The sequence below is a fragment of the Mesorhizobium sp. M0618 genome, assembly GCF_040320765.1.
Taxonomy (GTDB): Bacteria; Pseudomonadota; Alphaproteobacteria; order Rhizobiales; family Rhizobiaceae; genus Mesorhizobium.
This window is the reverse complement of record NZ_JAMYQH010000027.1, coordinates 1-25,995: the sequence shown is the minus strand read 5'-3', so window position 1 is coordinate 25,995 and position 25,995 is coordinate 1. Positions and strand designations below refer to the sequence as shown.

The window sequence follows — 25,995 nt, the reverse complement described above, 5'->3', positions numbered from 1 at the left end:
TCCGGCAAGGAGCGATTCTCGATGCGGACCATCTGGCTGAGCCTTCTGTTTTCCTCGGCACTTGCGGCCTTTTCTGGCCAGTCATTGGCCGGCGAGACCCGCGCCAGGCAGATTCTTGACCGCTTCGAGCACGCCAACCAGTGGCGCGACCACGTCATGGTGGTCGCGCATCGCGCCGGCAGCATGCAGGCGGGCAAGACGCTCTACGCGGAAAATTCGATTGCCGCCGTGGAGGGGGCGATCGCGATGGGCGCAGAAATCGTCGAGGTCGATATCAGGCGCTCGAAGGACGGTGAGTTCGTCGTCATGCATGACAGCTGGCTCGACCGCACCACGACCTGCAAGGGCGAGGTGGTCAAATACACACTGGCCGAACTGAAGACCTGCAGGCTGGTGATCGAGGGCACCGGCGCCGTCACCAATGAGACGGTTTCGACGCTGCGCGAGATGCTCATGGCAACCAGGGACAGGATCCTCATCAACCTCGACAACAAGCTCGACGTCGGCGACCTCTCGGGCATGATCGCGGTGGCTCGCGATCTCGGCTTGGCCGAGCAGGTCATCGTCAAGGAGAATTTGTGGAACCAGGCCAGGATCACCACGGTTAAGGCCGCCATGGCCGCTATCGGCGGCGGCTTCCAGTTCATGCCGATCATCGCCGATGATGCGGTGCGTGATGCCGGCTTCGCCCGGACGGTCGACCATGCCTTTTCGCCGCGCGCGATCGAGCTCATCAACTGGCGGGCAGGCGCCGACACGCTGACCGAAGCCGGCGGGCCGCTGTTCAGCACGCGCATGCGCGCGGCCGCGGTCAGGGGCAACTGGCACATCTGGGCCGACACCTACGCCATCGCCAACAAACCGGGCGGCTTCCTGGCGGGCGGCCGCGGTGACGAACTGGCCATACAGGCCAGCCTGCCGCGCGAAGCCTGGGGTTTCTGGGCCGATCGCGGCGCCACCATCATCCAGACCGACGAGCCGAAGGCGGCCATCGGCTGGCTGGCGGCGAATGGTTTTCGCGTGCCCTATGCGGACGAGGCGCGGCCCGTTGAGCCGGCGAATACGGCCAGTATCAATTAGCAATCCGATGCTGGCGCAGTCACCCCACCTTGGGAACGCCGGCGCCATCACCCCACCCGGCGCTGCGCGCCGACCTCCCCATCGAGGGGAGGTAGGAGGTCGCGGCTATTTTCGATCCGCCGGGGGCCTGCACGACCAGGTAGTAGTCTGGATGTAAAGCGCGGCGCCCCACCTCCCCTTGATGGGGAGGTCGGCGCGAAGCGGGCGGGGTTACTGCCGAGCCCTAAAAAGGCCGTCCGAAGACGGCCTTAGCTTCCATAGCTGCATGCAGGTCCTGCGCCTCAAGCCGCCGTCGCCATCCCATCCAACTCTCCCAGCACATCATCTGAAAGTACCAGTTCGGCAGCCGCGAGGTTCTCCCTGAGATGCCCGACCGACGATGTACCGGGGATCAACAGGATGTTGGGCGCGCGGCGCAGCAGCCAGGCGAGCGCAACCTGCATTGGCGTGGCGCCGAGGCGCGTTGCGACGTCCGACAGGGTGGAGGATTGCAGCGGGTTGAAGCCGCCGAGCGGGAAGAACGGCACATAGGCAATGCCGTCGCGGGCAAGATCGTCGATCAGGGCGTCGTCGCCGCGATGCGCAAGATTGTACTGGTTCTGCACGCAGACGATCTCGGCGATCCCGCGTCCTTGCGCGATCTGGGCCGGCGTCACGTTGCTCAATCCTATGTGCCTGACCAGGCCCTGTTGTTGAAGCTCGGCCAGCACGGTGAGCGGCGCTTCGATCGATCCCTCGGCTGGACCATGGGTATCGAACATGATGCGTAGGTTGACGACGTCGAGCACATCGAGCCCGAGATTGCTGAGATTGTCATGCACCGCCTGGGTCAGCGCTTCGGCAGAAAAGGCCGGCAACCACGATCCATCCGCGCCGCGCCGGGCGCCGGTCTTGGTGACGATGACGAGATCGTCAGGGTAGGGCGCCAGCGCTTCGCGGATCAAAAGGTTGGTGACGTGCGGGCCATAGAAGTCGCTGGTGTCGATATGGTCGATCCCCTGCGCAATCGCCTCGCGCAGCACGGCCAATGCCGCGTCATGGTCCCTAGGCGGTCCGAAAACGCCGGGACCGGCGAGCTGCATGGCGCCGTAGCCGAGCCGCTTCACGGTATGACTGCCGAGCTTAAAGGTGCCGGATTGTTGGATGTTGGACATGATTGATCTCCTTTGAGGAGGCAGAGATAGGCGCTGCCCAACCTCGTGATAATCCGGTACAATCCACACAGGCCGTGCGGAATGGCGAACAATGATGGACCTCAGCGATCTGAACGCCTTCGTGGCGGTGGCGCGCGCCGGCGGTTTTCGCGATGGCGCGCGTGCGAGCGGCGGCAGCGCCTCCGGGTTGAGTGAGGCGGTGCGTCGCCTGGAAGTGCAGCTTGGCGTCAGGTTGTTCAATCGCACGACGCGCAGCGTTGTTCCCACCGAGGCGGGCCTCAGCCTGCTGGAGCGGCTCGGCCCGGCGCTGTCGGAGGTGGAGGCGGCGCTGGACGTGGTGAACGGCTTTCGCGACAGGCCGGCGGGCTCGCTGCGTCTCAATGTGCCGGTCAGCGCCGCGCGGTTGATCTTGCCCGATATCGTGCCGGGTTTCCTCGCCGCCTATCCCGGCATCCGGCTGGAGGTGATCGCCGATGAGAACTTCGTCGATGTGCTGGCGGCCGGGTGCGACGCCGGCATCCGCTATGATGAGCGGCTGGAGCAGGACATGATCGCGGTGCCGATCGGACCGCGCGTGCAGCGCTTCGCCACCGCCGCCAGCCCTGCCTATCTTGCTCGCCATGGGCGACCGCAACACCCGAGCGATCTGCTTGGCCACTCTTGCGTGCGCGGGCGCTTTGCCAGCGGTGCGATGCTGCCCTGGGAGTTCGAGCGCGACGGTGAGGTGGTGCGGGTCGATCCGACAGGGCCGCTGATCGTGCGCATCGGCGGCGCGACCGATCTTGCCGTCGATACGGCCATCGCGGGCACAGGCATCATCGGCCTCTTCGAGGGCTGGCTTCGCCCTTACTTCGAAAGCGGCGCGCTTGAGCCCATTCTCGAACCGTGGTGGCCGAGTTTTCCCGGACCGTTCCTCTATTATCCCGGCCGGCGCCTGGTTCCGGCCCCGCTGCGGGCGTTCATCGACTATATCAAGGGCGGCAAGGCCTGACCTGTTTTGTGACGGCGCCATCACCCCACCGGCACTACGCGCCGACCTGCCCGTCGAGGGGAGGTCGCGCCGCAGGCGCGGATGGGGTGACTGCCGAGCCGCAAACAAAAAGGCCGCCCGGAGGCGGCCTTTCGATGGTCTGAAGCTGCGGAGCGTTTAGCGCTTCGAGAACTGGAACGAACGACGGGCCTTCGCCTTGCCGTACTTCTTGCGCTCGACGACGCGGCTGTCGCGGGTCAGGAAGCCGCCCTTCTTGAGCACGGCGCGCAGCGTCGGCTCGTAGTAGGTCAGCGCCTTGGAGATACCGTGACGCACGGCGCCAGCCTGGCCGGAGAGACCGCCGCCGACAACTGTCGCGACGATGTCGTACTGCCCGGCGCGGTTGGAGGCGACGATCGGCTGGTTGAGGATCATCTGCAGGACCGGACGCGCGAAATAGGTCGCGAATTCCTTGTCGTTGACGATGATCTTGCCGGAACCCGGCTTCACCCAGACGCGCGCAATGGCGTTCTTGCGCTTGCCGGTGGCATAGGCGCGGCCCGACTTGTCGAGCTTCTGGACGTGGACGGGGGCCGCCGGCTGGGTATTGGTGTTGCCGGTGGCGGCGCCCAGTTCTGCGAGCGAGGAAAGCTCAGCCATCTTATGCGACCTTCTTGTTCTTGGCGTTCAGCTTGGCCACGTCGAGCACGACGGGCTGCTGGGCGACATGCGGATGCTCGGCACCTGCATAGACGCGCAGGTTCTTCATCTGGCGACGGCCGAGCGGGCCACGCGGGACCATGCGCTCAACGGCCTTCTCGACGACACGCTCGGGGAAACGACCCTCGAGCAGCTGGCGCGCGGTGCGCTCCTTGATGCCGCCTGGGTGGCCGGTGTGCCAGTAATAGACCTTGTCGGTGAACTTCTTGCCGGTGAACACCACCTTGTCGGCATTGATGACGATGACGTTGTCGCCGTCGTCGACATGCGGGGTGAAGGTCGGCTTGTGCTTGCCGCGAAGATGATTGGCGATGACGGTGGCCAGACGACCGACGACGAGACCTTCGGCGTCGATCAGGATCCACTTCTTCACCACATCCGCAGGCTTCTGCGAAAAGGTTGTCATGTTTTCTGCTCTCGGTTCTGACCTTCACGAGGGAAGGCGTTTCTTGTTGCTTGGATTGTCGGAAGGACGCTGCCCGCCGCCAATAACAAAACGGCGGCCTTTGCGGGCCGCTGCTTCGTGATGGGCTTATAGGCGAGGGTGTTTGTGGCGTCAAGGTGCACGAAACGGTGGATAGCAGGTAAAGTACTGCAAAAACAATAGTTTAGTTAAAAGGTATTATTTTACCACATCGCCATTTCGCTTTGGCGGGATCGAATAGGTGCCGGTGGCGTGCGCCACAGTGTGCCGGTCCGGGCCGGCGACGATGTCGATGTCGAACACCATCAGGCTCTTTCCGAGCTTCAGGATGCGGCAATGGCCATCGATCGGTCCGGCCTCGGCCTTGCGCACGAAATTGATGTCGAGGTTGACGGTAACGGAAAGCGCATCCGGCCCGGCATGGCTGAGCACGCAGACGTAGCCGCCAATGTCGGCCAGCGTGAACAGCGAAGGGCCGGATACGGTGCCGCCCGGACGCAAGTGCCGCTCGCCGGCGTTGAGCCGCACGGTGCAGCCGCCGGGGAACACGTCGATCGCCTCGAAATATTTGAACTGCTCATTGAGCTGCGGATAGACGGTCTCCAGCAGCGCATTGACTTGTTGCGCGGTCAGCACCGGCTTCAAATTGGTTTGGGCGGGCATGTCGGTCTCTCGTTTTTGGCCTACCTGTATGGGCGCGGCGCGGCATTTCTGACAATCTTCGTCCCCTGGTGCAAGCGATCGGTGTTGGACGAAACCTGATCCGGTATTAGATACTCTGGCAGCCCCAGCGGAATCGCGGAGACCTTATCCATGGCCGAAATCCTTGCCATCAAGCCTGCCGCCGTTGAGGGTCCGGTTGTTGCACGACTGGACAAGGGCGTGCTGCGCCTCACACTCGCCAATCCGCCCGCCAACGCCCTGTCGCTGGCGGTGATGGCGGCGCTGACGGCCGAACTCGAGCGCGCCAAGGCCGATAAGGCGGCTCGCGTGATCGTTTTGTCGGCATCCGGCAAGGTGTTCTGCGCCGGCCATGATCTCAAGGAAATGACGGCGCGCCGCACTGACGCCGATCATGGCAAGGCCTTCTTCGCGGAGACGTTTGCCGCTTGTGCGACGCTGATGCAGGCCATCGTGCGCCATCCCTTGCCTGTCATCGCCGAAGTCGACGGCCTGGCCACCGCCGCCGGGCTGCAGCTGGTCGCCAGCTGCGACCTGGCGATCGCTTCGCATGAGGCGACTTTCTGCACGCCGGGCGTCAACATCGGCCTGTTCTGCTCGACGCCGATGGTGGCGCTGTCGCGCAATGTCTCGCGCAAGCATGCGATGGAGATGCTGCTGACCGGCGAGACGATCGATGCGGCGACCGCCAAGGAATTCGGCCTGGTCAACCGTGTCGTGCCGCGCGAATATCTGAATCAGATTGTCACCAAATACGCGCAAACCATTGCTTCCAAATCATCTTTGGTGGTCAAGACCGGCAAGGAGGCTTTTTACGCGCAGGCCGAGATGGGCCTGGCGGACGCCTATGCCTATACGGGCCGGATCATGGTTGAGAACATGCTGGCACGCGACGCGGAGGAGGGCATCGGTGCCTTCATCGGCAAGCGCAAGCCGGAATGGAAGGACGAGTAAGGAGAACGTCATGGAACCGCGCATCTCCATCATCACCATTGCTACCGACGATCTCGACCGTGCGGTGCGCTTCTACGAGGCGATGGGCTTGAAGCGGCATGCCGGTATCACCGACGGTGTCGCCTTCTTCCAGATGGGCGGCGTCATTCTTGGCCTGTTCCCACGTGCCAGCGCAGAAGAGGATTCCGGCATTGCCTTCGCCGCGGCGCCATCGGCGGTCTACCTCGCCTACAACACCCGCTCCGACGCCGAAGTCGACGACGTGCTCGCCAGGGCGCAAAAAGCCGGCGGCCGCATCGTCAAGCCGGCCGGCCGGGCCTTTTGGGGCGGCTGGTACGGCTACTTCGCCGACGCCGACGGGCATGTCTGGGAAGTGGCGCACAATCCGGCCTTTCCGATCGCGGAAGACGGCACGATTTCGCTCCCCGGCTGATGGCCCATCGCAAGCAGCTGACGCGGCTCAAAGCTCCCTACCTCAAGCGTATCCTGCTTGATCCCGCGCGGGTCGAGGATTGGGAAAAATATCCCTGGAACCTGCCGCTGTTTCGCGGCCATGAGTTCGAGCTCGAATTCACCACGCCGATCACCATCATTGTCGGCGAGAACGGCACCGGCAAATCGACGCTGCTCGAGGCGATCGGCGCGTTGGCCGGCTATGATGAGGTCGGCGGCGGCAAGGGCTATCGGCCGGTGGACCATTCCAGCGCCATCGACAAGAGTGGTGCTGCATTGGCCAACACATTCCGCGGTCACTGGCTGCCGAAAGTCACCGCCGGCTGGTTCTTTCGTGCCGAATCCTTCTACTCCGTGGCCCGCTATCTCGATCAGGCAGCGCTGGAGTCTGGCGGGGCGCCGCCGGACTTCCTGTCCTGGTCGCATGGCGAGGGCTTTATCCGATTTTTCGAGGAGCGCTGCCGCAGGCAAGGCATCTACATCCTCGATGAACCCGAGAGCGCACTGTCCCCGACGCGCCAGATCGAACTGCTCAAGATGCTGCGGCGCATGGACCAGTCGGGCACCGCGCAAGTGATCATGGCGACGCATTCGCCGCTGCTGATGGCCTGTCCCGGCGCGCGGCTGTTCCGCATCAGCCGGTTCGGGCTGGAACCCGCCGACTTTCGCGACACGGACCACTTCCGCATGCTGCGCGATTTTAGCAATGACCCGGATGGCTTTCTCGACGAGGCGTTGTATGAGGACGAGGCATGATCCACGATAGTTACGACAACACCTACATCGCCGGCATCCTCAATTCGGTGAAGACCGTCGCCATGGTCGGCGCGTCCGCCAATGATGTGCGGCCAAGCTATTTCGTGCTGAAATATCTGCTGGCCAAGGGCTTTTCGGTGTTCCCGATCAATCCCGGCCAGGCCGGCAAGGAGATACTCGGTCGGATGACCTATGCCAGGCTCGCCGATATTCCGGAGCCGGTCGACATGGTCGACATTTTTCGCGCGCCGGCGGCAGTGCCCGGCATCGTCGACGAGGTGTTGCGGCTCGATCCCCTGCCGAAAGTCATCTGGATGCAGCTTGGCGTGCGCCATGACGAGGCAGCCGCGCGCGCCGAGGCCGCGGGCATCAAGGTGGTGATGAACCGCTGCCCCAAAATCGAATATGGCAAGCTGTCCGGCGAGATCGGCTGGACCGGCGTCAATTCCGGCGTGCTGTCGTCGAAGAAGCCGCTGATGCGCTCTGGCTTCCAGAGTTTTGGCGTCCGCCAGAAATAGGCGAGGGGCGAAAGCGCAAAATTATTCCGGCAAACGCCGTATTTTCCTGCCGCTTGATAGAAGGTCCTGCACGGAAGGGTATTTTCTTCTTTGCATTCGAGGCCGGGCTTCGCCAAGAATGCCCGGCGAATTTCAGAAGGTTTTTCAGGGAGGTTTTCAGTGACCCGCACGCCAGGTTTCAACACGCTCGCCGTCCATGCCGGCGCCAAGCCCGACCCGGCGACCGGCGCTCGCGCCACGCCGATCTACCAGACGACCTCCTTCGTCTTCGACGATGCCGACCATGCCGCCTCACTGTTCGGACTGAAGGCTTTCGGCAACATCTATACCCGCATCATGAACCCCACCCAGGCGGTGCTGGAAGAGCGCATGGCGGCCCTCGAAGGCGGCACGGCGGCTCTTGCGGTCGCCTCCGGCCATGCCGCGCAGGTGATCGTGTTCCACAATCTGATGCAGCCTGGCGACAATTTTGTTGCCGCCAACAAGCTCTATGGCGGTTCGATCAACCAGTTCGGCCATGCCTTCAAGAATTACGGCTGGGAGGTGCGCTGGGCCGACACCAACGACATCTCGACCTTCGAAAGCCAGATCGACGACAGGACCAAGGCTCTCTTCATCGAGAGCCTGGCCAATCCGGGCGGCACCTTCGTCGATATCGAGAAGATCGGCGACATCGCACGCAAGCACGGCCTGCCGTTGATCGTCGACAACACGCTGGCCTCGCCCTACCTGATCCGGCCGATCGAGCATGGTGCCGACATCGTCGTCCATTCGCTGACCAAATTCATCGGCGGTCACGGCAATTCGATCGGCGGCGCCATCGTCGATGGCGGCACCTTCGATTGGTCGAAGTCGGGCAAATATCCGATGCTGTCGGAACCGCGCCCCGAATATGGCGGCCTCGTCCTGCACGAAACCTTCGGCAATTTCGCTTTCGCCATTGCCGCGCGTGTGCTCGGCCTGCGCGATCTCGGCCCGGCGATCTCGCCGTTCAATGCCTTCCTCATCCTGACCGGCCTGGAAACCTTGCCGCTGCGCATGCAGCGCCACTGCGACAACGCCGTGACGGTTGCTGCCTGGCTGTCCAACCACCCCAAGGTTGCCTCGGTGAACTATCCCGGCCTGCCCAGCGACAAGAACAACGCCCTGCAGAAGAAATACTCACCACTTGGCGCCGGCGCCGTGTTCACCTTCGCTCTCAAGGGCGGCTATGACGCCGGCGTCAAATTCGTCGAGGCGCTCGAACTGTTCTCGCACCTGGCCAATGTCGGCGACACCAAGTCGCTGGTCATCCACCCGGCCTCGACCACGCACCGCCAGCTTTCCGACGAGCAGAAGGTCAAGGCCGGCGCAGGACCGGACACGGTGCGGCTTTCGATCGGCATCGAGGACGTCAACGACATCGTCGCCGACCTCGAACAGGCGCTTGCCAAGGTCTGATCTTTTTTACCCTCCTCCTTGTGGGGAGGGTCGGCGCGCAGCGCCGGGGTGGGGGTGAGCCGACGCGAAGCCGGCTCTTTCATGGAGGCAAGTTCTTGTCCGCGCATTACCTGACAATAGCGACTGACGCCGTCGAGCCTGAATCTGGCGCGCCGGCGCCGGACCGGCTGATCTCGGGCGATCCCAAATTCCGCACCTGGAATGTCGAGGAGCGCGACGGCGGCCTCTACGCCGGCATCTGGGAATCGACCCCGGGCAAATGGCGCATCGTCTATGACGAGTGGGAGTTTTGCCACATCCTGTCCGGCGTTTCGGTGATCGCGGAGGACGGTGGGCAAGCGCGCACCGTTCGGGCCGGCGACAGCTTCGTGCTGAGGCCCGGCTTCAAAGGCAGCTGGGAAGTGCTTGAAACGACTCGCAAGGAATATGTGATCAAGCTGTAGACCATGATCCCGAAAAGTGGAGGCCGGTTTTCGGGTAAAGATCATGGTCGAACAACAACAGATGTGCGGATCAAACGATGCGATCGATATCGCTGTCCGAGAATCCGTATCGCGCCATCATCTGTCGGTGCCAGTCGCTGCCCACCAATTCATCGAGGCAAGCATCGATGCGCCGGAGCAGGGCTGAATTGCCTTTGGCGATCGCGAAGGCACCGGCCGACGGCTGCTTTTCAATCGAGGGAACCTCGACAAGTCCAAGCCGCATTTCGGGCCGCCGGGTCAGATAGCCTCGATGCGCCATGGCGACGCTGGCATCGGCGTGCACGACGCCGTTGGCCACTGCGTCCGCCGCATCCGCCTGCGTTGCAAACATCCTGATCTGCCCAGGCGCAATTCCGTTGTGCAGCGCCGTAAGGTGCTGAACCTGATCGTTTATGACACCAATCAACGCTGTTCCGTCCTCGGCAATGGATTGGTAGCCGCGAAAGCCGCACGGATTGTCCACCGCGACCAGCAACCCGTCCTGCAACGCCCATATCGGCCGTGTGAAGTCGACAAGCTGCCTGCGCTCTTCGGAGAAGAACAGGCCGGTCGTCATGGTCCAACGGCCCTCGACCAACCCAGGCAGCAGCTCAGCGAATTCGGTTTCGATCGGCTTAAAGCTCGCCAATCCGAGCATGTCACCGAGCCTGCGCGCAAGCTCGACGTCACAGCCTGAGACCTCGCCCGGTGCGCCGGTGAAGCAGAATGGCGGCTCTTCCAGGAAGGCGAATTTCAACTCGGTCATGTCAGGCAAAGCGTCGCCGTCCTATTTTGCCGGAAACTGGCTGAGGCAGCCCCAGGTTCGCGATCGTCAAAAGCCGACGGCGAGCGTTTCCAGCCCATGGAAGTGGTAAGTGTCGCGGAAGCTTGGGCTTTCGGCAAGATGCAGCTTCGGATGCCGTTCGAACAAGGTTTTCAGCGACACCTGCAATTCGAGCCGGGCGAGCGGCGCGCCGATGCAGAAATGGATACCGGCGCCGAAGGAGACGTTCTTCTGGTCGGCACGGTCGGGCCGGAAAGCGAGGGGATCGGCGAAGGCGCGCGGGTCATGATTGGCCATGCCAAGCAGCAGCCCGATCGTCTGCCCCGGCTGCACGACGATGCCGGGCGAGACTTCGATCTCCTGATAGGCGTAGCGCGTGAACATGTGCAGCGGCGCGTCGAACCGCAGGCATTCCTCGACCGTTGCCGCGGTCGTCTCGGGCGAGCCGAAGAAGCGGCTGACATCGCCCCCTTGCGCAAGGATCGAGCGGACGGCATTGCCGGTCTGGTGCACGGTCGCTTCATGGCCGGCATTGAGCAGCAGGATCGCCGAGGACACCATCTCGTCCTCCGACAGCTTTTGGCCATCCTCCTGCGCCGAGATCAGCAGCGACAAAAGGTCGTCGCCGGGATTCCTGCGTCGTTCGGTGACGTAGCCACGGAGGAAATCCGCAAATTCGCGCGCGGCGCGGTTGGCCGTCTCTTCGATTTCGCGGGTGCGGCCATGCATATACATGGCAACCATCTGGTGCGACCAGTCGAGCAGTTGCGGCCCCATTTCGACCGGCACGCCGAGCATTTCGGCAATGATGGTGATCGGCAAGGGCGCCGCGAAAGCAGGCAACAGGTCGACCGTCTTGCCTGGTTCGAAACGGTCGATCAGGTCGTTGGCCAAGGCCTCGACACGCGGCCGCAGCCTTTCGACCTGGCGCGAGACGAAGGCGCGGTTGACCAGTGTTCTCAGACGCGTGTGCACCGGCGGCTCCAGTTCCAGCATCGAATTGGCTTCGAGCTCGTCGAAGGCCCTGAGATGGCTGCGGTCCTGTCCAATGCCGCGGCTGTCTGGAATGCCGGCCGGGTTCTGGCGGCCGAAGCGGCGGTCGCGCAGCAGCCGGTTGACGTCGTCGAAGCCGCCAAAGCACCAGAAGCCGAATTCTTCCCAGAAGAATGCATTCGATACGCCATGCAGGAAAGCATAGGCATCATAAGGGTTTTGAAAAAAGGCCGGCTCGTGCGGGTCGAGCCGCAGGCGTCGAGTGGCTGGATCAAAGACCAGGGCGGGTGGCGTCAATTTGCTCATGCCAGACCAATAGCGCGGCTTGCCAGCCTGGTTCCAGACCGTATGTTGGCGCCCGCAATCGAATACGTTGAGCCAGCCGACCGGCTGCGGAAAGTCTGATTTGATGAATGTGATCGTTGTCGGCGCGGGCATTGCCGGTCTCTCCACGGCGTGGTCGCTGGTCAAGGCCGGCCACAGCGTTTCGATCGTCGAGCAAGGGCCGATCCCAAACCCGATGGCCGCGTCGGGCGACCATCATCGCATCATCCGCCGCGCTTACCGCGCGGGGACCGGCTATGGCCGGCTGATCACCGAAGCCTACCAGGCCTGGGACGAGATGTGGGCCGATCTCGGCGAAAGCCATCTTGATGCGCGCGGATTTGTCTGCGTTTCGCGCGAACCGGGCGACGAGGCCGAGGAATATCGCGAGGGCCTGGAAGAAGGCAATTTTCCGTTCGAATTGCTGGAGCCCGATGCAGCAGTGAAACGCTGGCCGTTTCTCGAAGCCGGCTCGTTTCGCTACGCCTATTTCTCGACCGAAGGCGGCGCCCTGCATTGCCGCAAGATAGCCTCCGGCATGGCAAACTGGCTGCGCGCCAACGGCGCCAATGTCTACGAAAACAGCAAGGTCATCGAAGTCGACGCCGAAGCCGGCCACATCGTGCTCGAAAGCGGCGAGACGATGCAGGCCGACCGTATCGTTGTCGCCGCCGGCGCCTGGGTGCTGAAACTGTTTCCGGAACTGGACGGCGAGCTGAAGACCTATCGAACCGCACTCGCCTATGTCGAACCGCCGGCCGACCTCAAGGCCGCCTGGCGGGTGGCACCGGTTGTCCTCGATGTCGGCGGCGCGATCGACGGCTATGTGATCCCGCCCTCCGGCGGCGCCGGCATGAAATTCGGGTCCGGGCTGCACAGGGTGCCGACCAGCGACGCCGATTGGAACCGTCAGCCGGTGGCGGGCGAGGGCGAGGCGATCCGCAACCTGTTTTCGCCGCCGATCGCGCGCATCGAGGAATACAGGGTGACCGAGGTGGTCACCTGCGCCTACACCTTCACCGAAGATGAGAAGTTCTTCGCTCACGAGCGAGGAAAATGCCTGATCGTCTCGGCCTGCTCCGGCCATGGCTACAAATTCGGCGCCGCCGTCGGCCGGCGCGTTGCGGCCGCGGTGGGCGACGGCGACATCGCCGGCCTGAAGACATGGCTGCGGGCGGAAGTGGCCTGAACGCCGCCAGGTTGAAGACTCACTCAGCGATTGATTTCGTCTGCGGCGGCAATGACTTCGGACACAATCGCCTGCACGTCATCTGGGGTCGTTCGGTGATTGACGAAACACGCGCGCAGCGCGAAATGGCCGTTGATCGTCGCATTCGACAGATACACCCGGCCGCGCGCGATCACGCGGCGCAGGATCGCTTCATTGTTCTTTGAGCGGTGGCGGAAACAGACTGCGCTTAGCGATACGGGTGCAAGCTGTTCCAACTCCGGCTGCGACGCGATTGCCTGCGCCAACATCTGGGCATGGTTGAGATCGCGGGCGATGGCTTCGCGATAGGCACGGCGTCCGTGATACTGCAGCGACATCCAGAGCTTCAGCGCACGGAAGCGTCGAGAGAGTTCGATCGACTCCTCAAAGAACGCAAATGCTTCCGTAGGGTCATCGCTCAGTATCCTGACGTAGTCGTCGCTGTGCGAAAAAGTCTTTCGCGCGATGTCCGGGTGACGATAGAGCAGGCAGCCGCAATCGAGTGGCTGATAGAGCCATTTGTGCGCATCCAGTGACAGCGAATCCGCCGAAGACAACCCTTGGAACTTTTCCGGCGCCGCAAGAGCCGCCAGCCCTCCGTAGGCACCGTCGACGTGCATCCACAGCGCCTCCCTCCGGGCGATGTCTGCAATCTCGGGAAGGGGATCGATCGCACCGGAGATGATGGTGCCGACCGTGGCCACGATGGCGATTGGCATGTTTCCGGCCTCGCGGTCGACGGTGATAGCCGCCTGGAGGGCATCCGTCCGCATCCTGAATTTGTCGTCGACAGGGATCAAACGGAGATTTTTTCTACCGATCCCCAACAGCGCGACGGCCTTTGGAATGGACATGTGCACTTGCTCGGAAGCATAGATCACGCAGGGCCGCACGCCTGTTTCGTTGGCTGGTAGCTTCGCTTCCCGCGCCATCGCCAGGGCCATGAGGTTCGCCGTCGAGCCGCCGCCGCACAGGCTGCCTGTAAATCCGGGGCAACCGACAGCCTCCGCCAACCACCCGATCACGGCGCGTTCGATCGATGTCGCAGCCGGAGCCGACCGCCACGACGTCACATTCTGATTGAGCACCGCAGCCAGCAGTTCCCCCAGCGCGCCGACCGGTTCGCCGGAGCCGACGACATAACCGAAGAATCTGCCGGTTGAAGGCCGCACATGCTCCGCGATCGACTTGAAATCCTGCAAGACTTCCCGTCCGCGGCCGCTCTCCTGCCAAGGCCGCGAGAACAGTTCGGTCGTCTGTTTGCCGCTGGTCGTGGGATACGTCCGACGTTCCTCGAGGGAGGCCCAGTAACCTTTGGCAAGCGCCAAGGCTTCTTCGGCAAGGTCTGACAATTCCTGATTGGAAATTTCCAGGTCGCGCATGCCCTCAGCCCTACGGAGATCCGCTGCGACGCAGGTTACGCTATGCTCGCTAATCCTGGCAATGCCTGGGAATATGCACCCGCCGCCAGCCCGATGAACCTTCGCGAACCAGCACGCGGCGCGCGACGGTCTGGTAGGAGGCGGGGACATCGATGACGCGCCTTTGCTCGGGCTGCACCAGCACCTCCTGGGCGATCCTGTCGTACTGTGCGGGGATGACCACGCGCCGCGTGCGTTCGGGCTGGATCACCACGGTTTTGGCAACACGTTCGTAGCGCGCCTTGTGCCATACCTTGCACAGCACCTTGCGGCCATGGATGACGCGCCATTCCCAGGAGTAGCCGCCGCCATCGACCCGGACCGTGCGGTAGACGGTGCGGGTGACGGCCGGCACGATCTGGTAGGTCACTTGCGCCGGAACGGTCATCACGACGCGCTCGCGCGTGCCATAGATAGGGGCGATATAGTCGACCTGCTGGCCGGGCGGACTGATCATCAGGTCTTCATAGACCGTGTCGTAGACGGCCGGACTGCGGACCGGTTCATAACATTCGACGGCGCGGCCGCCGGCCGCCGTCTGCGAAATCGTGCCGAGCATGGTCAGCCCGGCGATGGTGAAGCATGCGGTTTTCCCGGGCATGACACTCCCCCTGTTGAACTCTACGCATAAGTTCAACGTTGAATTGTAGAGGAAGCCGTTTCGGAGAAAAGCGGTTTCGCCGCATTTCGTTAAGTGACGCGGTTAAGAAACTGCTACCTTGCGCGGCCGGCCATGCGGCTCCGGACCCGCGGAAGCATCCGCTGCCGCGAATCCTTGGTCAGAAAGCTTGATTCGACTTACCCAGATGGCTAGGAGGGGTCGGCCTTGCACAAGGATGAGCCGGCATCCTATTTACGGAATAACGATCCAGAACCGATTCTGCCCGATCCGCCAGCATTCCCGGCGCCGGAATCCCACCGCGAGATAAGAGACAACTGATGAAGAACCCCGTCGAAACCTACATGAACCTCGTTCCGATGGTGGTCGAACAGACCAATCGCGGCGAGCGGGCCTACGACATTTTCTCGCGTCTTCTCAAGGAGCGCATCATTTTCATCACCGGTCCGGTCGAGGACGGCATGGCGACGCTGGTCTGCGCGCAGCTTTTGTTCCTCGAAGCCGAGAATCCGAAGAAGGAAATCAACCTCTACATCAATTCGCCGGGCGGCGTCGTCACCTCCGGCATGGCGATCTACGACACCATGCAGTTCATCAAGCCGGCCGTGTCGACGCTCTGCATCGGCCAGGCCGCTTCGATGGGCTCGCTGCTGTTGACCGCCGGCCACAAGGATATGCGCTTTGCCACGCCGAACGCCCGCATCATGGTTCACCAGCCTTCCGGCGGCTTCCAGGGCCAGGCATCCGACATCGAGCGCCATGCCATGGATATCATCAAGCTGAAGCGTCGCCTCAACGAGGTCTACGTCAAGCACACCGGCAAGAGCTACGAAGAGATCGAGAAGACGCTCGACCGCGACCATTTCATGACCGCTGACGAAGCCAGGGATTTCGGCCTCATCGACAAGGTCATTTCGTCGCGCGAGCCGCCTGAAGGCGCTGTGGCATAAGGGCTTATTGGCAGTTGGATGGCGGCATCACGCGCTTTTGGTGTGTCTTGCGGCATTTCGGCCACAATTGGCTGTTCCCTCGGGGGACAGGATTGCCTACGTTAAGGCTATGTTGAGTTTCGGCGGCTTAGCTTTATGCGGGGTTGTCGCGAATCATTGCCACGTTTTCTGATTTGTGTTTCGTACGGAATGCGTTGCGGGAGCCGGGACACACTGGCGGCGGCGGATTCCCGCGATAGATAGAGTATGCGCCCTTTCAGCCAGACCATCGGCGGGCGGCCATGAAAGGACATGAAAATGAGCAAGGTCGGCAACAACAGCGGCGATTCCAAGAACACGCTTTACTGCTCGTTTTGCGGCAAAAGCCAGCACGAAGTGCGCAAGCTGATCGCCGGTCCGACGGTCTTCATCTGCGACGAGTGCGTCGAACTCTGCATGGACATCATCCGTGAGGAGAACAAGACCTCGATGGTGAAGTCGCGCGAAGGCGTGCCGACACCGCAGGAAATCCTCAAGGTTCTCGACGATTATGTCATCGGTCAGCCCTACGCCAAGCGCGTGCTGTCGGTGGCGGTCCACAACCACTACAAGCGCCTCGCGCATGCCGGCAAGAACAACGATGTCGAACTGGCGAAGTCCAACATCCTTTTGATCGGCCCGACCGGTTGCGGCAAGACGCTGCTCGCGCAGACGCTGGCCCGCATCATCGACGTGCCCTTCACCATGGCTGATGCGACGACGCTGACCGAAGCCGGCTATGTCGGCGAGGACGTCGAGAACATCATCCTGAAGCTGTTGCAATCGGCCGACTACAATGTCGAGCGGGCCCAGCGCGGCATCGTCTACATCGACGAGATCGACAAGATATCGCGCAAGTCGGACAATCCCTCGATCACCCGCGACGTGTCGGGCGAGGGCGTGCAGCAGGCGCTTCTGAAGATCATGGAAGGCACCGTCGCCTCCGTGCCGCCGCAAGGCGGCAGGAAGCACCCGCAGCAGGAGTTCCTGCAGGTCGATACGGCCAACATCCTGTTCATCTGCGGCGGCGCCTTCGCCGGGCTGGACAAAATCATCTCGGATCGCGGCCGCAAGACCTCGATCGGCTTCGGCGCGGTCGTCGCTTCGCCGGAGGATCGCCGCACTGGCGATGTCTTCCGCCTGGTCGAGCCCGAGGATCTGTTGAAGTTCGGTCTTATCCCCGAATTTGTCGGCCGTCTGCCGGTTCTGGCGACGCTGGAAGACCTCGACGAACCGGCGCTGATCCAGATCCTGACCGAGCCGAAGAACGCGCTGGTCAAGCAGTATCAGCGGCTGTTCGAGATGGAGAATGTCGACCTGACCTTCCACGAGAACGCTCTTTCGGCGATCGCCAAGCGCGCCATCGAGCGCAAGACCGGCGCGCGCGGCCTGCGTTCGATCATGGAGGCGATCCTGCTCGACACGATGTTCGAGCTTCCCGCGCTCGAAGGCGTGCGCGAAGTGGTGATTTCGGAGGAGGTGGTGACCGGCAGTGCCCGGCCGCTCTACATCTACTCCGAGCAGAAGGAAAAGAAGGGCAATGTCAGCGCCTGACATGAGCCCGCAGCGAAATTCTGGAACGGCGCCGCAAGGCGCCGTTTTGCTGTCGCGCAGGGGTTTTGCGCGGCGTACGGCTTGGCGTCGCAAATGTGTCACTCGCGGACGGGTTGGAAGTGCGGATTTGGACGCGCCCCTTGATCTTTGGGGGTCGTGCATCCAACTAACTGGAGAAGGCCGAGGTGCCCGATTTCTGTGCTGTAAAACTCCCGTCATAAACGGTGGTAGGCGGAACGATCCCCGGTCGTTAATATAAGATTCGCGGTTGGCTGATTGGCGGCCGCGACATGAAAGGTTGGACAATGGCCAAAGTATCCAAGGCACCCAGCGACGGCGTCTTCGCAGTTCTCCCACTGCGCGACATCGTGGTGTTCCCGCACATGATCGTGCCGCTCTTCGTCGGGCGTGAGAAGTCGATCAAGGCGCTGGAAGAGGTGATGGGTCAGGAAAAGCAGATCCTGCTTGCCACCCAGATGAATGCCGCCGACGACGATCCCGAGCCCGATGCCATCTTCGACATCGGCACGCTCGCCAATGTGCTGCAATTGCTCAAGCTGCCCGACGGCACCGTCAAGGTTCTGGTCGAAGGCGCTTCGCGTGCGAAAATCGTCTCGTTCACCGACCGTCCCGACTTCCACGAGGCCCGCGCCGCAGCGCTGGTCGAGCCGGAAGAGGAAGAGGTCGAGGTTGAGGCGCTGGCGCGTTCGGTCGTCACCGACTTCGAGAACTACGTCAAGCTGAACAAGAAGATCTCGCCCGAAGTGGTGGGTGCCGCCAGCCAGATCGACGACTATTCCAAGCTCGCCGACACGGTTGCCTCGCATCTCGCCATCAAGATCCCTGAGAAGCAGGAAATGCTGGCCACGCTCTCGGTCAAGGAGCGGCTGGAAAAGGCTATGGGCTTCATGGAAGCCGAAATCTCCGTCCTGCAGGTGGAGAAGCGCATCCGCTCGCGCGTCAAGCGCCAGATGGAGAAGACGCAGCGCGAATACTACCTCAACGAGCAGATGAAGGCGATCCAGAAGGAACTCGGCGAAGGTGAGGACGGCCGCGACGAGGCCGCCGAGATCGAGGCGCGCATCAAGAAGACCAAGCTCTCCAAGGAGGCCCGCGAAAAGGCGGAAGCCGAGTTGAAGAAGCTCCGGACGATGTCGCCGATGTCGGCTGAATCGACCGTCGTGCGCAACTATCTCGACTGGATTCTGTCGATTCCCTGGGGCAAGAACTCCAAGGTCAAGCAGGATTTGGCTTTTGCGCAGAACGTGCTCGACACCGATCATTTCGGCCTCGACAAGGTCAAGGAGCGCATTGTCGAGTATCTCGCCGTGCAAAGCCGCCAGAAGAAGCTGAAGGGGCCGATCCTGTGCCTCGTCGGCCCTCCCGGCGTCGGCAAGACCTCGCTCGGCAAGTCGATCGCCAAGGCGACCGGTCGCGAATTCATCCGCATGGCGCTTGGCGGCGTGCGTGACGAGGCCGAGATCCGTGGCCACCGGCGCACCTATATCGGCTCGATGCCCGGCAAGGTCATCCAGTCGATGAAGAAGGCCAAGAAGTCCAACCCGCTCTTCTTGCTCGACGAGATCGACAAGATGGGCCAGGACTTCCGTGGCGATCCGTCATCGGCGTTGCTCGAGGTCCTCGATCCGGAACAGAACTCGACGTTCATGGACCATTACCTCGAGGTCGAATACGATCTGTCGAGCGTCATGTTCGTGACGACGGCGAACACGCTGAACATCCCGGCGCCCTTGATGGACCGCATGGAGATCATCCGTATCGCCGGCTACACCGAGGACGAGAAGATCGAGATCGCCAAGCGGCACCTGATGCCGAAGGTGATCCGCGATCATGCGCTGCAGCCGAAGGAGTTTTCCGTCGGTGAGGACGCGATCCGCGCCATCGTCCAGACCTACACCCGTGAAGCGGGCGTCAGGAGCCTGGAGCGCGAGCTGATGAAGCTCGGGCGCAAGGCGGTGACCGAAATCCTGAAGACGAAGAAGAAGACGGTGAGCATCACGGCGGAGAACCTCTCCGATTACCTTGGTGTGCAGCGCTACCGCTTCGGCCAGGTCGAGGCTGACGATCAGGTCGGTGTCGTCACAGGTCTTGCCTGGACGGAAGTCGGCGGCGAACTGCTGACGGTCGAAGGCGTCATGATGCCCGGCAAAGGCCGCATGACGGTGACCGGCAACCTGCGCGACGTGATGAAGGAATCGATTTCGGCGGCGGCCTCCTATGTCCGCTCGCGCGCCGTCGATTTCGGCATCGAGCCGCCGCTGTTCGACAAGCGCGACATCCACGTGCACTTGCCGGAAGGCGCCACGCCGAAGGACGGCCCGTCGGCAGGTGCTGCCATGGCGACAGCCATTGTGTCGGTACTGACGGGTATTCCGGTCCGGGCGGATGTGGCGATGACCGGCGAGATAACGCTTCGCGGCCGCATCTTGCCGATCGGCGGGCTCAAGGAGAAGCTGCTCGCCGCACTGCGCGGCGGCATCAAGAAGGTGCTGATCCCGGAAGACAATGCCAAGGACCTGGCGGAGATTCCGGACAATGTGAAGAACGGCATGGAGATCATTCCGGTCTCACGTGTCGGCGAGGTGTTGCGGCACGCGCTGGTGCGTATGCCGGAGCCGATCGAATGGGTCGAACCGGTCAATCCGCCGGCCGCGACAGACAGTGCCGACGACGCTGGAAAGTCCCTGGCGCATTAGAGTTCCGGGCGTCCATCTGGACGCGCAAAGGATGCTCTAACGCTCAGACTTGCGCATGGCCCCTGCCGAAAACCGGCTACGGTTTCGGGGCCATGTGTTGGTTTTCGTCAAGGTTGCAGCGCACAAACGGAGAGCCGGGCCTCGAGCCCGGCTTTTTCATGTGAAAAACCCAGCATTTCCGGGCTTTTTCCGCTTTTTTCCTGCCTTTTCGACTTGGTTGCGGGAGCGCTTCTTTCTAAAGTCCGTTTCCTGCCGGATGAGTCGATAGTTCCGGTGTTCTCATGGAAGGGAATTTTTATGAACAAGAACGAACTGGTGTCCGCTGTCGCCGACGCCGCGAGCATTTCGAAGGGTGACGCGCAGTCGGCGGTCGATGCGGTATTTTCCACCATCACCGGCGAACTGAAGAAGGGCGGCGATGTCCGGCTTGTCGGCTTTGGCAATTTCACCGTGTCAAAGCGTGCCGCCTCGACCGGCCGCAATCCTCAGACCGGCGCCGAAGTGAAGATCCCGGCGCGTACCGTGCCGAAGTTCTCGGCCGGCAAAGGCCTCAAGGACGCAGTCAACTAAGCGTTTTTTCTTTTCAGAGACCAGAAAAGCCGGGCTTGCCCGGCTTTTCATTTTTTATGCCCTACGCGGGTACACGAGACCAGAAAAGCCGGGCTTGCCCGGCTTTTCATTTTTATGCCCTACGCAGGTACACGAGACCAGAAAAGCCGGGCTTGCCCGGCTTTTCATTTTTGTGCCAGACGCTGACGCGACGGCGGCCGGCTTATGCGGTCGGCGCTTCAGGGCGCATAAGGCCTTCCTTCTTGAGATCGGCCCAAAGGGCTGCGGGCAGTTTCGCATCGAGCAGCGAGCGATTGCTCTCGACTTCGCTCGGCCGCTGCCCACCGGGGATCACCGAAACGACTGAAGGATGCAGCAGCGGGAATTGCAGGGCGGCCTCGATCAGCCTGACACCATGACGCTTGCAGACGTTTTCGATCCCGGCGACCCGATCGAGTATGTCCTTCGGCGCTTCGGAGTAGTTGTAGTAGGCGCCGGGCTTCGGTCCGGTCGCCAGGATGCCGGAGTTGTAGGGTCCGCCGAGAACGATGCCGATGCCGCGTGCCTGGCAGAGCGGCAGGAAGGACGTCAGCGCCTCCTGTTCCAAGAGCGTATAGCGACCGGCCAGCAGGAACAGGTCGAAGTCGCCGCGCTCGGCCAGCGTCTGCGCGACCTGCCACTCATTGATGCCGCCACCGAACGCCTTGATCACGCCCTGGTCGCGCAGCGACAGCAAGCCGTAATAGCCCGAGCGCATGAACTCCTCGATGCGCCGGTCGGAGGCTTCCTTGCTGCCATGCGTGAAGATGTCGACATCGTGCACGAAAAGGATGTCGATCCGGTCGACGCCGAGGCGCTCAAGCGAGGCTTCGAACGAGCGCATGACACCGTCATAGCTGTAGTCGTACACTTCGCGGCGCGACGGCGTGTCGAAGAACTTGCCGATGCCGGTGCGCTCTTCGGGCGGGCAGGCGCGCATGATGCGGCCGACCTTGCTCGACAGCACATAGTCGTCGCGCCTCTTGCCGCGCAGGAACGGGTTGAGCCGCGTTTCCGAGAGGCCGAGCCCATAGAGCGGCGCGGTGTCGTAGTAGCGGCAGCCGGTCGCCCACGCGGCCTCCAGCGTGGCGTTGGCGTCCTCGTCGGAGACGGCACGGTAGAGGTTGCCGAGCGGCGCCGTGCCGAAGCCGAGTTCGGTGAAACTGATGCCGCCATTGCCGATGCGGTCGAAATGCCGTGTCTTCATATGCTGCCGTTTGCCTCGCTTGATTTGTCTGACATGACACTATCACGCCTGTGATCGGGCAAAAGCATTGCTGCGCGTTGGACACGCATTTTCGCGGTTGCTAGCATGAACGAAATCTAGCTGTTCGTGGCAGCAAGAGCGGCAAATACCAGGGTGATTTCGATGGCAGGTTTGCGGTGAGCGACAAGAGCAAAAGCCTGTTCGAGACCGCGCTTGAGGAGCTGGGCGGCGTGCTGGAACGCATCGACGAAAGCCGGATCGACGCCGCCTGCAAAATGCTGGCCGGCGCGCGACAGATCGTCGTCTATGGCTGCGGCCGCGAGGCCTTGCAGGTCAAGGGTTTTGCCATGCGGCTCTACCATTTGGGCCTACCGGTTTCCGTGGTCGCCGACATGAACACACCGCCGCTGGGGCAGGGCGATGTCTTCCTGGTCAGTTCCGGGCCGGGAGAGACCTCGACCGTGCTGACCTTGATGCAGGTCGCGCGCCAAGCAGGTGCAACCAATCTCCTGTTGACCGCCCAGGCCGAAGCCAGCGCGGCAAGGCTTGCCGACTTCACCCTGCTCATTCCCGCGCAGACCATGGCCAACGATCAGGGGGCGCAAAAAACATCGGTCCTGCCGATGGGCTCGGTGTTCGAAGGCGCACTGTTCCTGCTGTTCGAGGTGATGGTGCTGAAGCTCAGGGAATTGATTGGCGCGTCGCCTGAAGCAATGCGCGCCCGCCACACCAACATGGAATAGATCATGCGCTACGAACTGATGCTGCCACACCAGATCCGCAGGGCGATCGCCGAGAATTGGCCGGTCGCTCTGCCGCTTGGCGTGCTCGAATACCATGGCGAGCACATGGCCGTCGGCATGGACACACTGGCCGTCGTCAAGACGCTGGAACTGTTCGAAAAGGAGAAGGACGTCGTCATCCTGCCATCCTTCTACTACGGCGCGGCAAGCTATGCGGTGGCGCCGCCGGAAGGCAGCGGCTCGGTGCAGGTCGGCGGCAATGCGCTGGCGCCGTTCGGCGAGGAGCTGTTCTACAGCCTGCTGCGCATCGGCTTTCGCAACATCCACGCCATCATCCACCACCAGACCGAGAATTTCGCCGCCGGCATGCCGACCGATCTGGCGTTCAAGACCGCCGGTCGCCAGGCGATCTTCCGCTTTCTCGAAAAGGAACGCGGCGAGGGCTGGTGGGGGTCGCAGGCGATGGCCGACTACTATTCCGGGCACGCCGCGGGTGAAAATTTCTTCAACTGGGTACAGGTTCATCCGCTGATGCCGGCTGACATGAACGGCAAGTACCCGTTCGACCATGCCGGCATCGGCGAGACATCGCTGATGCTGGCGCTATGCCCGGAGGCTGTCGATGCCGGTCACTTCGAGGACAACAAGAGCTGGTACACGGCGAGCGCCACGGATGCTTCGGCCGAGCTTGGGCAGAAGGGTGTAGCTATGATCCTCGATCACCTGCGGATGATCCTGAGGAGCTAGCTACGAGATTGTCGGGCGGCTTTGGTAGTTCGTCATCCTACGGCGAAGCAGGAGCGAAGCGACGTCGCGGAGACCCTAGGATCCATGCCGTGACCGCAGCCAACGAACGCTGCGGCGCAGGATAGAAGCGGTTCGCAGCGGCCTTTCCTCGCGTCAAAAGTTTCTTCACCGTGGCGGAGCGCCGATGTCACGGCATGGATCCTAGGGTCTGCGCCGCATCGCTTCGCTCCTTGCTCCGCCCTAGGATGACGAAGTGATGGAGCCTGGCGGCGCTCGCTGCTACTTCACCGCACCCGCAGTCATGCCCATGATCAGATAACGTTCCAGCGCGATGCCGATGACGGCGAGAGGCGCGATAGCCGCCGTGGCGAGCGCTGCCATCGACCACCAGTTGATGCCTTGCGAGCCTGTCTGGCTCGCCACCATGACCGGGATGGTCTTGGCGTCGGTCGAGGTCAAAAGGGCGGCGAAGAAATACTCGTTCCAGCACAGCACCATCGCCAGGATGAAGGCGGCGACCATGCCCGGCAGCGCGATCGGCATGACGATGCGGAAGAAGGCGCCCCAGATCGACAGCCCGTCGACAAGCGCTGCTTCCTCGAGCTCGACCGGGATCGAGTTGAACTGGTCGCGCATGATCCAGATGACGATCGGCAGCACCATCAGCGTGTAGAGCAGGATCAGCCCGACGCGCGTGTCGAGCAGGCCGACCTCGCGGTAGAGCACCAGGAAGGGCAGTGCGAGCACCACCGGCGGCAGGATCAGCTGCGACAGGAAGAAGAACGAGATGTCCTCGTTCCTGAACCAGGCGAAATGATAGCGATAGCGGGTGAGCCCGTAGGCGGCGAGGCTGCCGATGACGATGGCGAGGCTCGACGCGCCGACCGAGGTAATCACCGAATTCATGAAGCGCTTGAGGAATTCCTCGCGCACCGTCGAGGTCTGGAAGATCGAGTCCGGCGACAGGCCAAGCGAGCGCCAGCCTTTCCAATCCGGCTGGAAGTCGACGAAGGGAATGAGATGGCCTTGCGTGACATCGACCGCCGTTTTGAATGAGGTCGTGATCGTCCAGTAGATCGGGAACAGGCAGATGAACGCCCAGAAGGCCAGCGCCCCATAGATGAAGACGCGGCTGGCGAGGAAGCTCGCCGGCGAGCGGATCTCCGAGGCGACATATTCGGTGGTCTGAACGCTCATCTCAGCTCAATTCACATTTCGGACAAAACGGTTGGCGAATTTCAACAGCCACGTGACGAACACGACGATGATCACCAGATAGGCCATCGCCAGCATGGTTCCGTAGCCGACATTCGAACGGTCGCGATATTCGCGGTAGATGAAGCTCGACACGGAATCGGTGGCGCCGCCCGGGCCGCCCGACGTCACCGTGATGATGATGTCGGCAAGCTTCAGCTTGAAGATGATGCGCAGGATCACCGCCGTCACCGACACCGGCAGCATCAGCGGAAAAGTGACCTGCCAGAAGGTCTGCCACGCACTGGCGCCGTCGACGCGTGCGGCTTCGAGCACCTCGCGCGACATCGCCTGCAGCCCGGCCAGCAGCATGATCATCATGAACGGAATGAAGGTCCAGGCATCCAGTATCATGATCGATATGCGGGCGATGATCGGGTCGGAGAAGAAGGCCGGATTTTCCCAGCCGAGATGGCGCGCCAGCGTTGCGGCCGGTCCGAACCGGTATTCCATCAGCGACTTGCCGATCATCCACGACACGGCGACCGGCGACAGCATCAGCGGCATCAGGAAGACGACGCGGAAGAATTTTCGCGCCCGGATCTGGGCGTTGAGGAGCAGCGCCAGGCCGAAGGCGATGACATATTCGACCGCCACCGCCAGCACATAGAGCACCATGTTGAACAGCGCGTTGCGGTAGTAGGGATCGGCCAGCATCTGCCAGAAATTGTCGAGCCCGTTGAACTTGCGGCCGCTGAACGAGCTGAGGTTCCAGTCGGTGAGCGCGATGTAGAATCCGAACAGCGTCGGGAAGATCACCATGGCGATGGTGAACAGCAGCGCCGGCAGCAGGAACAGGGCACGTTGGCCATCCTCGCCGCGCGTCAGCACCTGGCCGACGCCGATCGCCACACCCCACAGAACATAGGCATAGACGACGGGGCGCCAGGTCTCGAAGCCGATCGTATCGGCGCTGCCCTTGTAGAGGATCTCCAGCACGATCATCGCCAGCAGGCCGAGCGTCGCAATGGCCATCAGCGCCCAGCCGAACCGTTTGCGGCCTGGAGAGATCAGATCGGAAGGGCCGGCATCTGCCGGCCACTGGTTCGCGGTCGAAGTCTGGTCAGCCACAAATCTCGCCCGTTTGAAGGCTCTCGAGGAGCCGGAGCCGGTCTAAAGTGGTGGGGGGGGGGGGGGGCCGCGCCCGGGGGTAGGCCCGCGTCCAGCCGGCCGCCCCCGGCGGGGGCGGTGTGGGGGGGTGTGGGGGGGGGTGGGGGGGGGGGTGATCGCAAGCCCCCCCCCCCGCCTAGGG

The 25,995-nt window shown here is 62.4% G+C and carries 26 protein-coding genes; 15 read left to right on the top strand and 11 right to left on the bottom strand.

The window, feature by feature from the left end:
- Positions 1-21 precede the first annotated feature (21 nt).
- Positions 22-1,080 carry a glycerophosphodiester phosphodiesterase family protein gene (locus NKJ04_RS25005; RefSeq protein WP_023810269.1) on the top strand — a complete coding sequence of 353 codons (1,059 nt, stop codon included), beginning with the start codon at positions 22-24 and terminating at the stop codon, positions 1,078-1,080.
- 281 nt (positions 1,081-1,361) lie between these two features.
- On the opposite strand, the gene NKJ04_RS25000 is transcribed toward NKJ04_RS25005, so the two are convergent.
- Entirely contained in the window at positions 1,362-2,234 is an 873-nt protein-coding gene (locus tag NKJ04_RS25000; protein ID WP_023810270.1) for an aldo/keto reductase family oxidoreductase, read from the bottom strand.
- Positions 2,235-2,325: 91 nt separating this feature from the next.
- On the opposite strand from NKJ04_RS25000, the gene NKJ04_RS24995 reads away from it, so the two are divergent.
- Complete coding sequence (locus NKJ04_RS24995; protein ID WP_023810271.1) at positions 2,326-3,225, top strand: LysR family transcriptional regulator; 900 nt, start codon at positions 2,326-2,328, stop codon at positions 3,223-3,225.
- Positions 3,226-3,381: 156 nt separating this feature from the next.
- On the opposite strand, the gene rpsI is transcribed toward NKJ04_RS24995, so the two are convergent.
- The 3 genes from rpsI to NKJ04_RS24980 all read right to left on the bottom strand — a co-directional run bounded on the left by rpsI (position 3,382) and on the right by NKJ04_RS24980 (position 5,011).
- Positions 3,382-3,864, bottom strand: coding sequence for a 30S ribosomal protein S9 (gene rpsI, locus NKJ04_RS24990; RefSeq protein ID WP_352442562.1), 483 nt, complete (start codon positions 3,862-3,864; stop codon positions 3,382-3,384).
- A gap of 1 nt (position 3,865) precedes the next feature.
- Positions 3,866-4,330, bottom strand: coding sequence for a 50S ribosomal protein L13 (gene rplM, locus NKJ04_RS24985; RefSeq protein ID WP_013532205.1), 465 nt, complete (start codon positions 4,328-4,330; stop codon positions 3,866-3,868).
- Positions 4,331-4,546: 216 nt separating this feature from the next.
- Positions 4,547-5,011 (bottom strand): PaaI family thioesterase, encoded by a 465-nt coding sequence (locus NKJ04_RS24980; protein ID WP_023810273.1) that lies wholly within the window; start codon positions 5,009-5,011, stop codon positions 4,547-4,549.
- 150 nt (positions 5,012-5,161) lie between these two features.
- Here NKJ04_RS24980 and NKJ04_RS24975 point away from each other — a divergent pair, with 150 nt between their 5' ends.
- From NKJ04_RS24975 to NKJ04_RS24950, 6 genes are all read left to right on the top strand, one after another.
- The gene (locus NKJ04_RS24975; RefSeq protein WP_023810275.1) at positions 5,162-5,983 is read left to right on the top strand and encodes an enoyl-CoA hydratase; all 822 of its coding nucleotides are present in this window, start codon (positions 5,162-5,164) and stop codon (positions 5,981-5,983) included.
- Positions 5,984-5,993: 10 nt separating this feature from the next.
- Positions 5,994-6,416: a VOC family protein gene (locus tag NKJ04_RS24970; RefSeq protein ID WP_023810276.1), complete on the top strand. Its 423-nt coding sequence runs from the start codon at positions 5,994-5,996 to the stop codon at positions 6,414-6,416.
- Positions 6,416-7,192: an AAA family ATPase gene (locus NKJ04_RS24965; RefSeq protein WP_023810277.1), complete on the top strand. Its 777-nt coding sequence runs from the start codon at positions 6,416-6,418 to the stop codon at positions 7,190-7,192. Before NKJ04_RS24970 ends, NKJ04_RS24965 begins: the two co-directional genes overlap by 1 nt.
- Positions 7,189-7,710, top strand: coding sequence for a CoA-binding protein (locus tag NKJ04_RS24960; protein WP_023810278.1), 522 nt, complete (start codon positions 7,189-7,191; stop codon positions 7,708-7,710). Before NKJ04_RS24965 ends, NKJ04_RS24960 begins: the two co-directional genes overlap by 4 nt.
- Before the next feature lie 159 nt (positions 7,711-7,869).
- Positions 7,870-9,150: an O-acetylhomoserine aminocarboxypropyltransferase gene (locus NKJ04_RS24955; protein ID WP_023810279.1), complete on the top strand. Its 1,281-nt coding sequence runs from the start codon at positions 7,870-7,872 to the stop codon at positions 9,148-9,150.
- A 95-nt stretch (positions 9,151-9,245) separates the two neighbouring features.
- Positions 9,246-9,593, top strand: coding sequence for a cupin domain-containing protein (locus NKJ04_RS24950; RefSeq protein WP_023810280.1), 348 nt, complete (start codon positions 9,246-9,248; stop codon positions 9,591-9,593).
- Positions 9,594-9,663: 70 nt separating this feature from the next.
- Here the strand turns inward: NKJ04_RS24950 and NKJ04_RS24945 are convergent, their stop codons facing one another.
- Positions 9,664-10,380 carry a transporter substrate-binding domain-containing protein gene (locus NKJ04_RS24945; RefSeq protein ID WP_031212921.1) on the bottom strand — a complete coding sequence of 239 codons (717 nt, stop codon included), beginning with the start codon at positions 10,378-10,380 and terminating at the stop codon, positions 9,664-9,666.
- A 66-nt stretch (positions 10,381-10,446) separates the two neighbouring features.
- Entirely contained in the window at positions 10,447-11,697 is a 1,251-nt protein-coding gene (locus NKJ04_RS24940; protein WP_352677834.1) for a cytochrome P450, read from the bottom strand.
- 103 nt (positions 11,698-11,800) lie between these two features.
- Between NKJ04_RS24940 and NKJ04_RS24935 the strand changes: the two genes are divergently transcribed.
- Positions 11,801-12,904, top strand: a complete 1,104-nt coding sequence (locus tag NKJ04_RS24935; protein ID WP_128305447.1) for an NAD(P)/FAD-dependent oxidoreductase — start codon at positions 11,801-11,803, stop codon at positions 12,902-12,904.
- Between the two features lie 23 nt (positions 12,905-12,927).
- Here NKJ04_RS24935 and NKJ04_RS24930 read toward each other — a convergent pair whose 3' ends face one another.
- Both NKJ04_RS24930 and NKJ04_RS24925 read right to left on the bottom strand, forming a co-directional pair.
- On the bottom strand, positions 12,928-14,307 hold the full coding sequence (locus NKJ04_RS24930; RefSeq protein ID WP_023810283.1) for a pyridoxal phosphate-dependent decarboxylase family protein: 1,380 nt from the start codon (positions 14,305-14,307) through the stop codon (positions 12,928-12,930).
- A 49-nt stretch (positions 14,308-14,356) separates the two neighbouring features.
- Positions 14,357-14,947, bottom strand: a complete 591-nt coding sequence (locus NKJ04_RS24925) for a hypothetical protein (protein WP_352677757.1) — start codon at positions 14,945-14,947, stop codon at positions 14,357-14,359.
- 338 nt (positions 14,948-15,285) lie between these two features.
- Here NKJ04_RS24925 and NKJ04_RS24920 point away from each other — a divergent pair, with 338 nt between their 5' ends.
- From NKJ04_RS24920 to hupB, 4 genes are all read left to right on the top strand, one after another.
- Complete coding sequence (locus NKJ04_RS24920) at positions 15,286-15,915, top strand: ATP-dependent Clp protease proteolytic subunit (protein WP_352677756.1); 630 nt, start codon at positions 15,286-15,288, stop codon at positions 15,913-15,915.
- 297 nt (positions 15,916-16,212) lie between these two features.
- A complete protein-coding gene (gene clpX, locus NKJ04_RS24915; protein WP_013532190.1) occupies positions 16,213-17,487 on the top strand; it encodes an ATP-dependent Clp protease ATP-binding subunit ClpX in 1,275 nt (424 codons plus the stop codon).
- 305 nt (positions 17,488-17,792) lie between these two features.
- Positions 17,793-20,204, top strand: coding sequence for an endopeptidase La (gene lon, locus NKJ04_RS24910; RefSeq protein ID WP_023810286.1), 2,412 nt, complete (start codon positions 17,793-17,795; stop codon positions 20,202-20,204).
- Between the two features lie 297 nt (positions 20,205-20,501).
- Complete coding sequence (hupB, locus tag NKJ04_RS24905; RefSeq protein WP_023810287.1) at positions 20,502-20,774, top strand: DNA-binding protein HupB; 273 nt, start codon at positions 20,502-20,504, stop codon at positions 20,772-20,774.
- 202 nt (positions 20,775-20,976) lie between these two features.
- Here the strand turns inward: hupB and NKJ04_RS24900 are convergent, their stop codons facing one another.
- Positions 20,977-21,999 carry an aldo/keto reductase gene (locus NKJ04_RS24900; protein ID WP_352677753.1) on the bottom strand — a complete coding sequence of 341 codons (1,023 nt, stop codon included), beginning with the start codon at positions 21,997-21,999 and terminating at the stop codon, positions 20,977-20,979.
- A gap of 176 nt (positions 22,000-22,175) precedes the next feature.
- Between NKJ04_RS24900 and NKJ04_RS24895 the strand changes: the two genes are divergently transcribed.
- Together NKJ04_RS24895 and NKJ04_RS24890 are read left to right on the top strand one after the other, a co-directional pair.
- Complete coding sequence (locus NKJ04_RS24895) at positions 22,176-22,742, top strand: SIS domain-containing protein (protein ID WP_352677751.1); 567 nt, start codon at positions 22,176-22,178, stop codon at positions 22,740-22,742.
- 3 nt (positions 22,743-22,745) lie between these two features.
- Positions 22,746-23,489 carry a creatininase family protein gene (locus tag NKJ04_RS24890; protein ID WP_352677749.1) on the top strand — a complete coding sequence of 248 codons (744 nt, stop codon included), beginning with the start codon at positions 22,746-22,748 and terminating at the stop codon, positions 23,487-23,489.
- A 279-nt stretch (positions 23,490-23,768) separates the two neighbouring features.
- On the opposite strand, the gene NKJ04_RS24885 is transcribed toward NKJ04_RS24890, so the two are convergent.
- Together NKJ04_RS24885 and NKJ04_RS24880 are read right to left on the bottom strand one after the other, a co-directional pair.
- Complete coding sequence (locus NKJ04_RS24885) at positions 23,769-24,686, bottom strand: carbohydrate ABC transporter permease (protein WP_023810291.1); 918 nt, start codon at positions 24,684-24,686, stop codon at positions 23,769-23,771.
- Between the two features lie 6 nt (positions 24,687-24,692).
- The gene (locus NKJ04_RS24880) at positions 24,693-25,814 is read right to left on the bottom strand and encodes a carbohydrate ABC transporter permease (RefSeq protein ID WP_352677747.1); all 1,122 of its coding nucleotides are present in this window, start codon (positions 25,812-25,814) and stop codon (positions 24,693-24,695) included.
- Positions 25,815-25,995 lie beyond the last annotated feature (181 nt).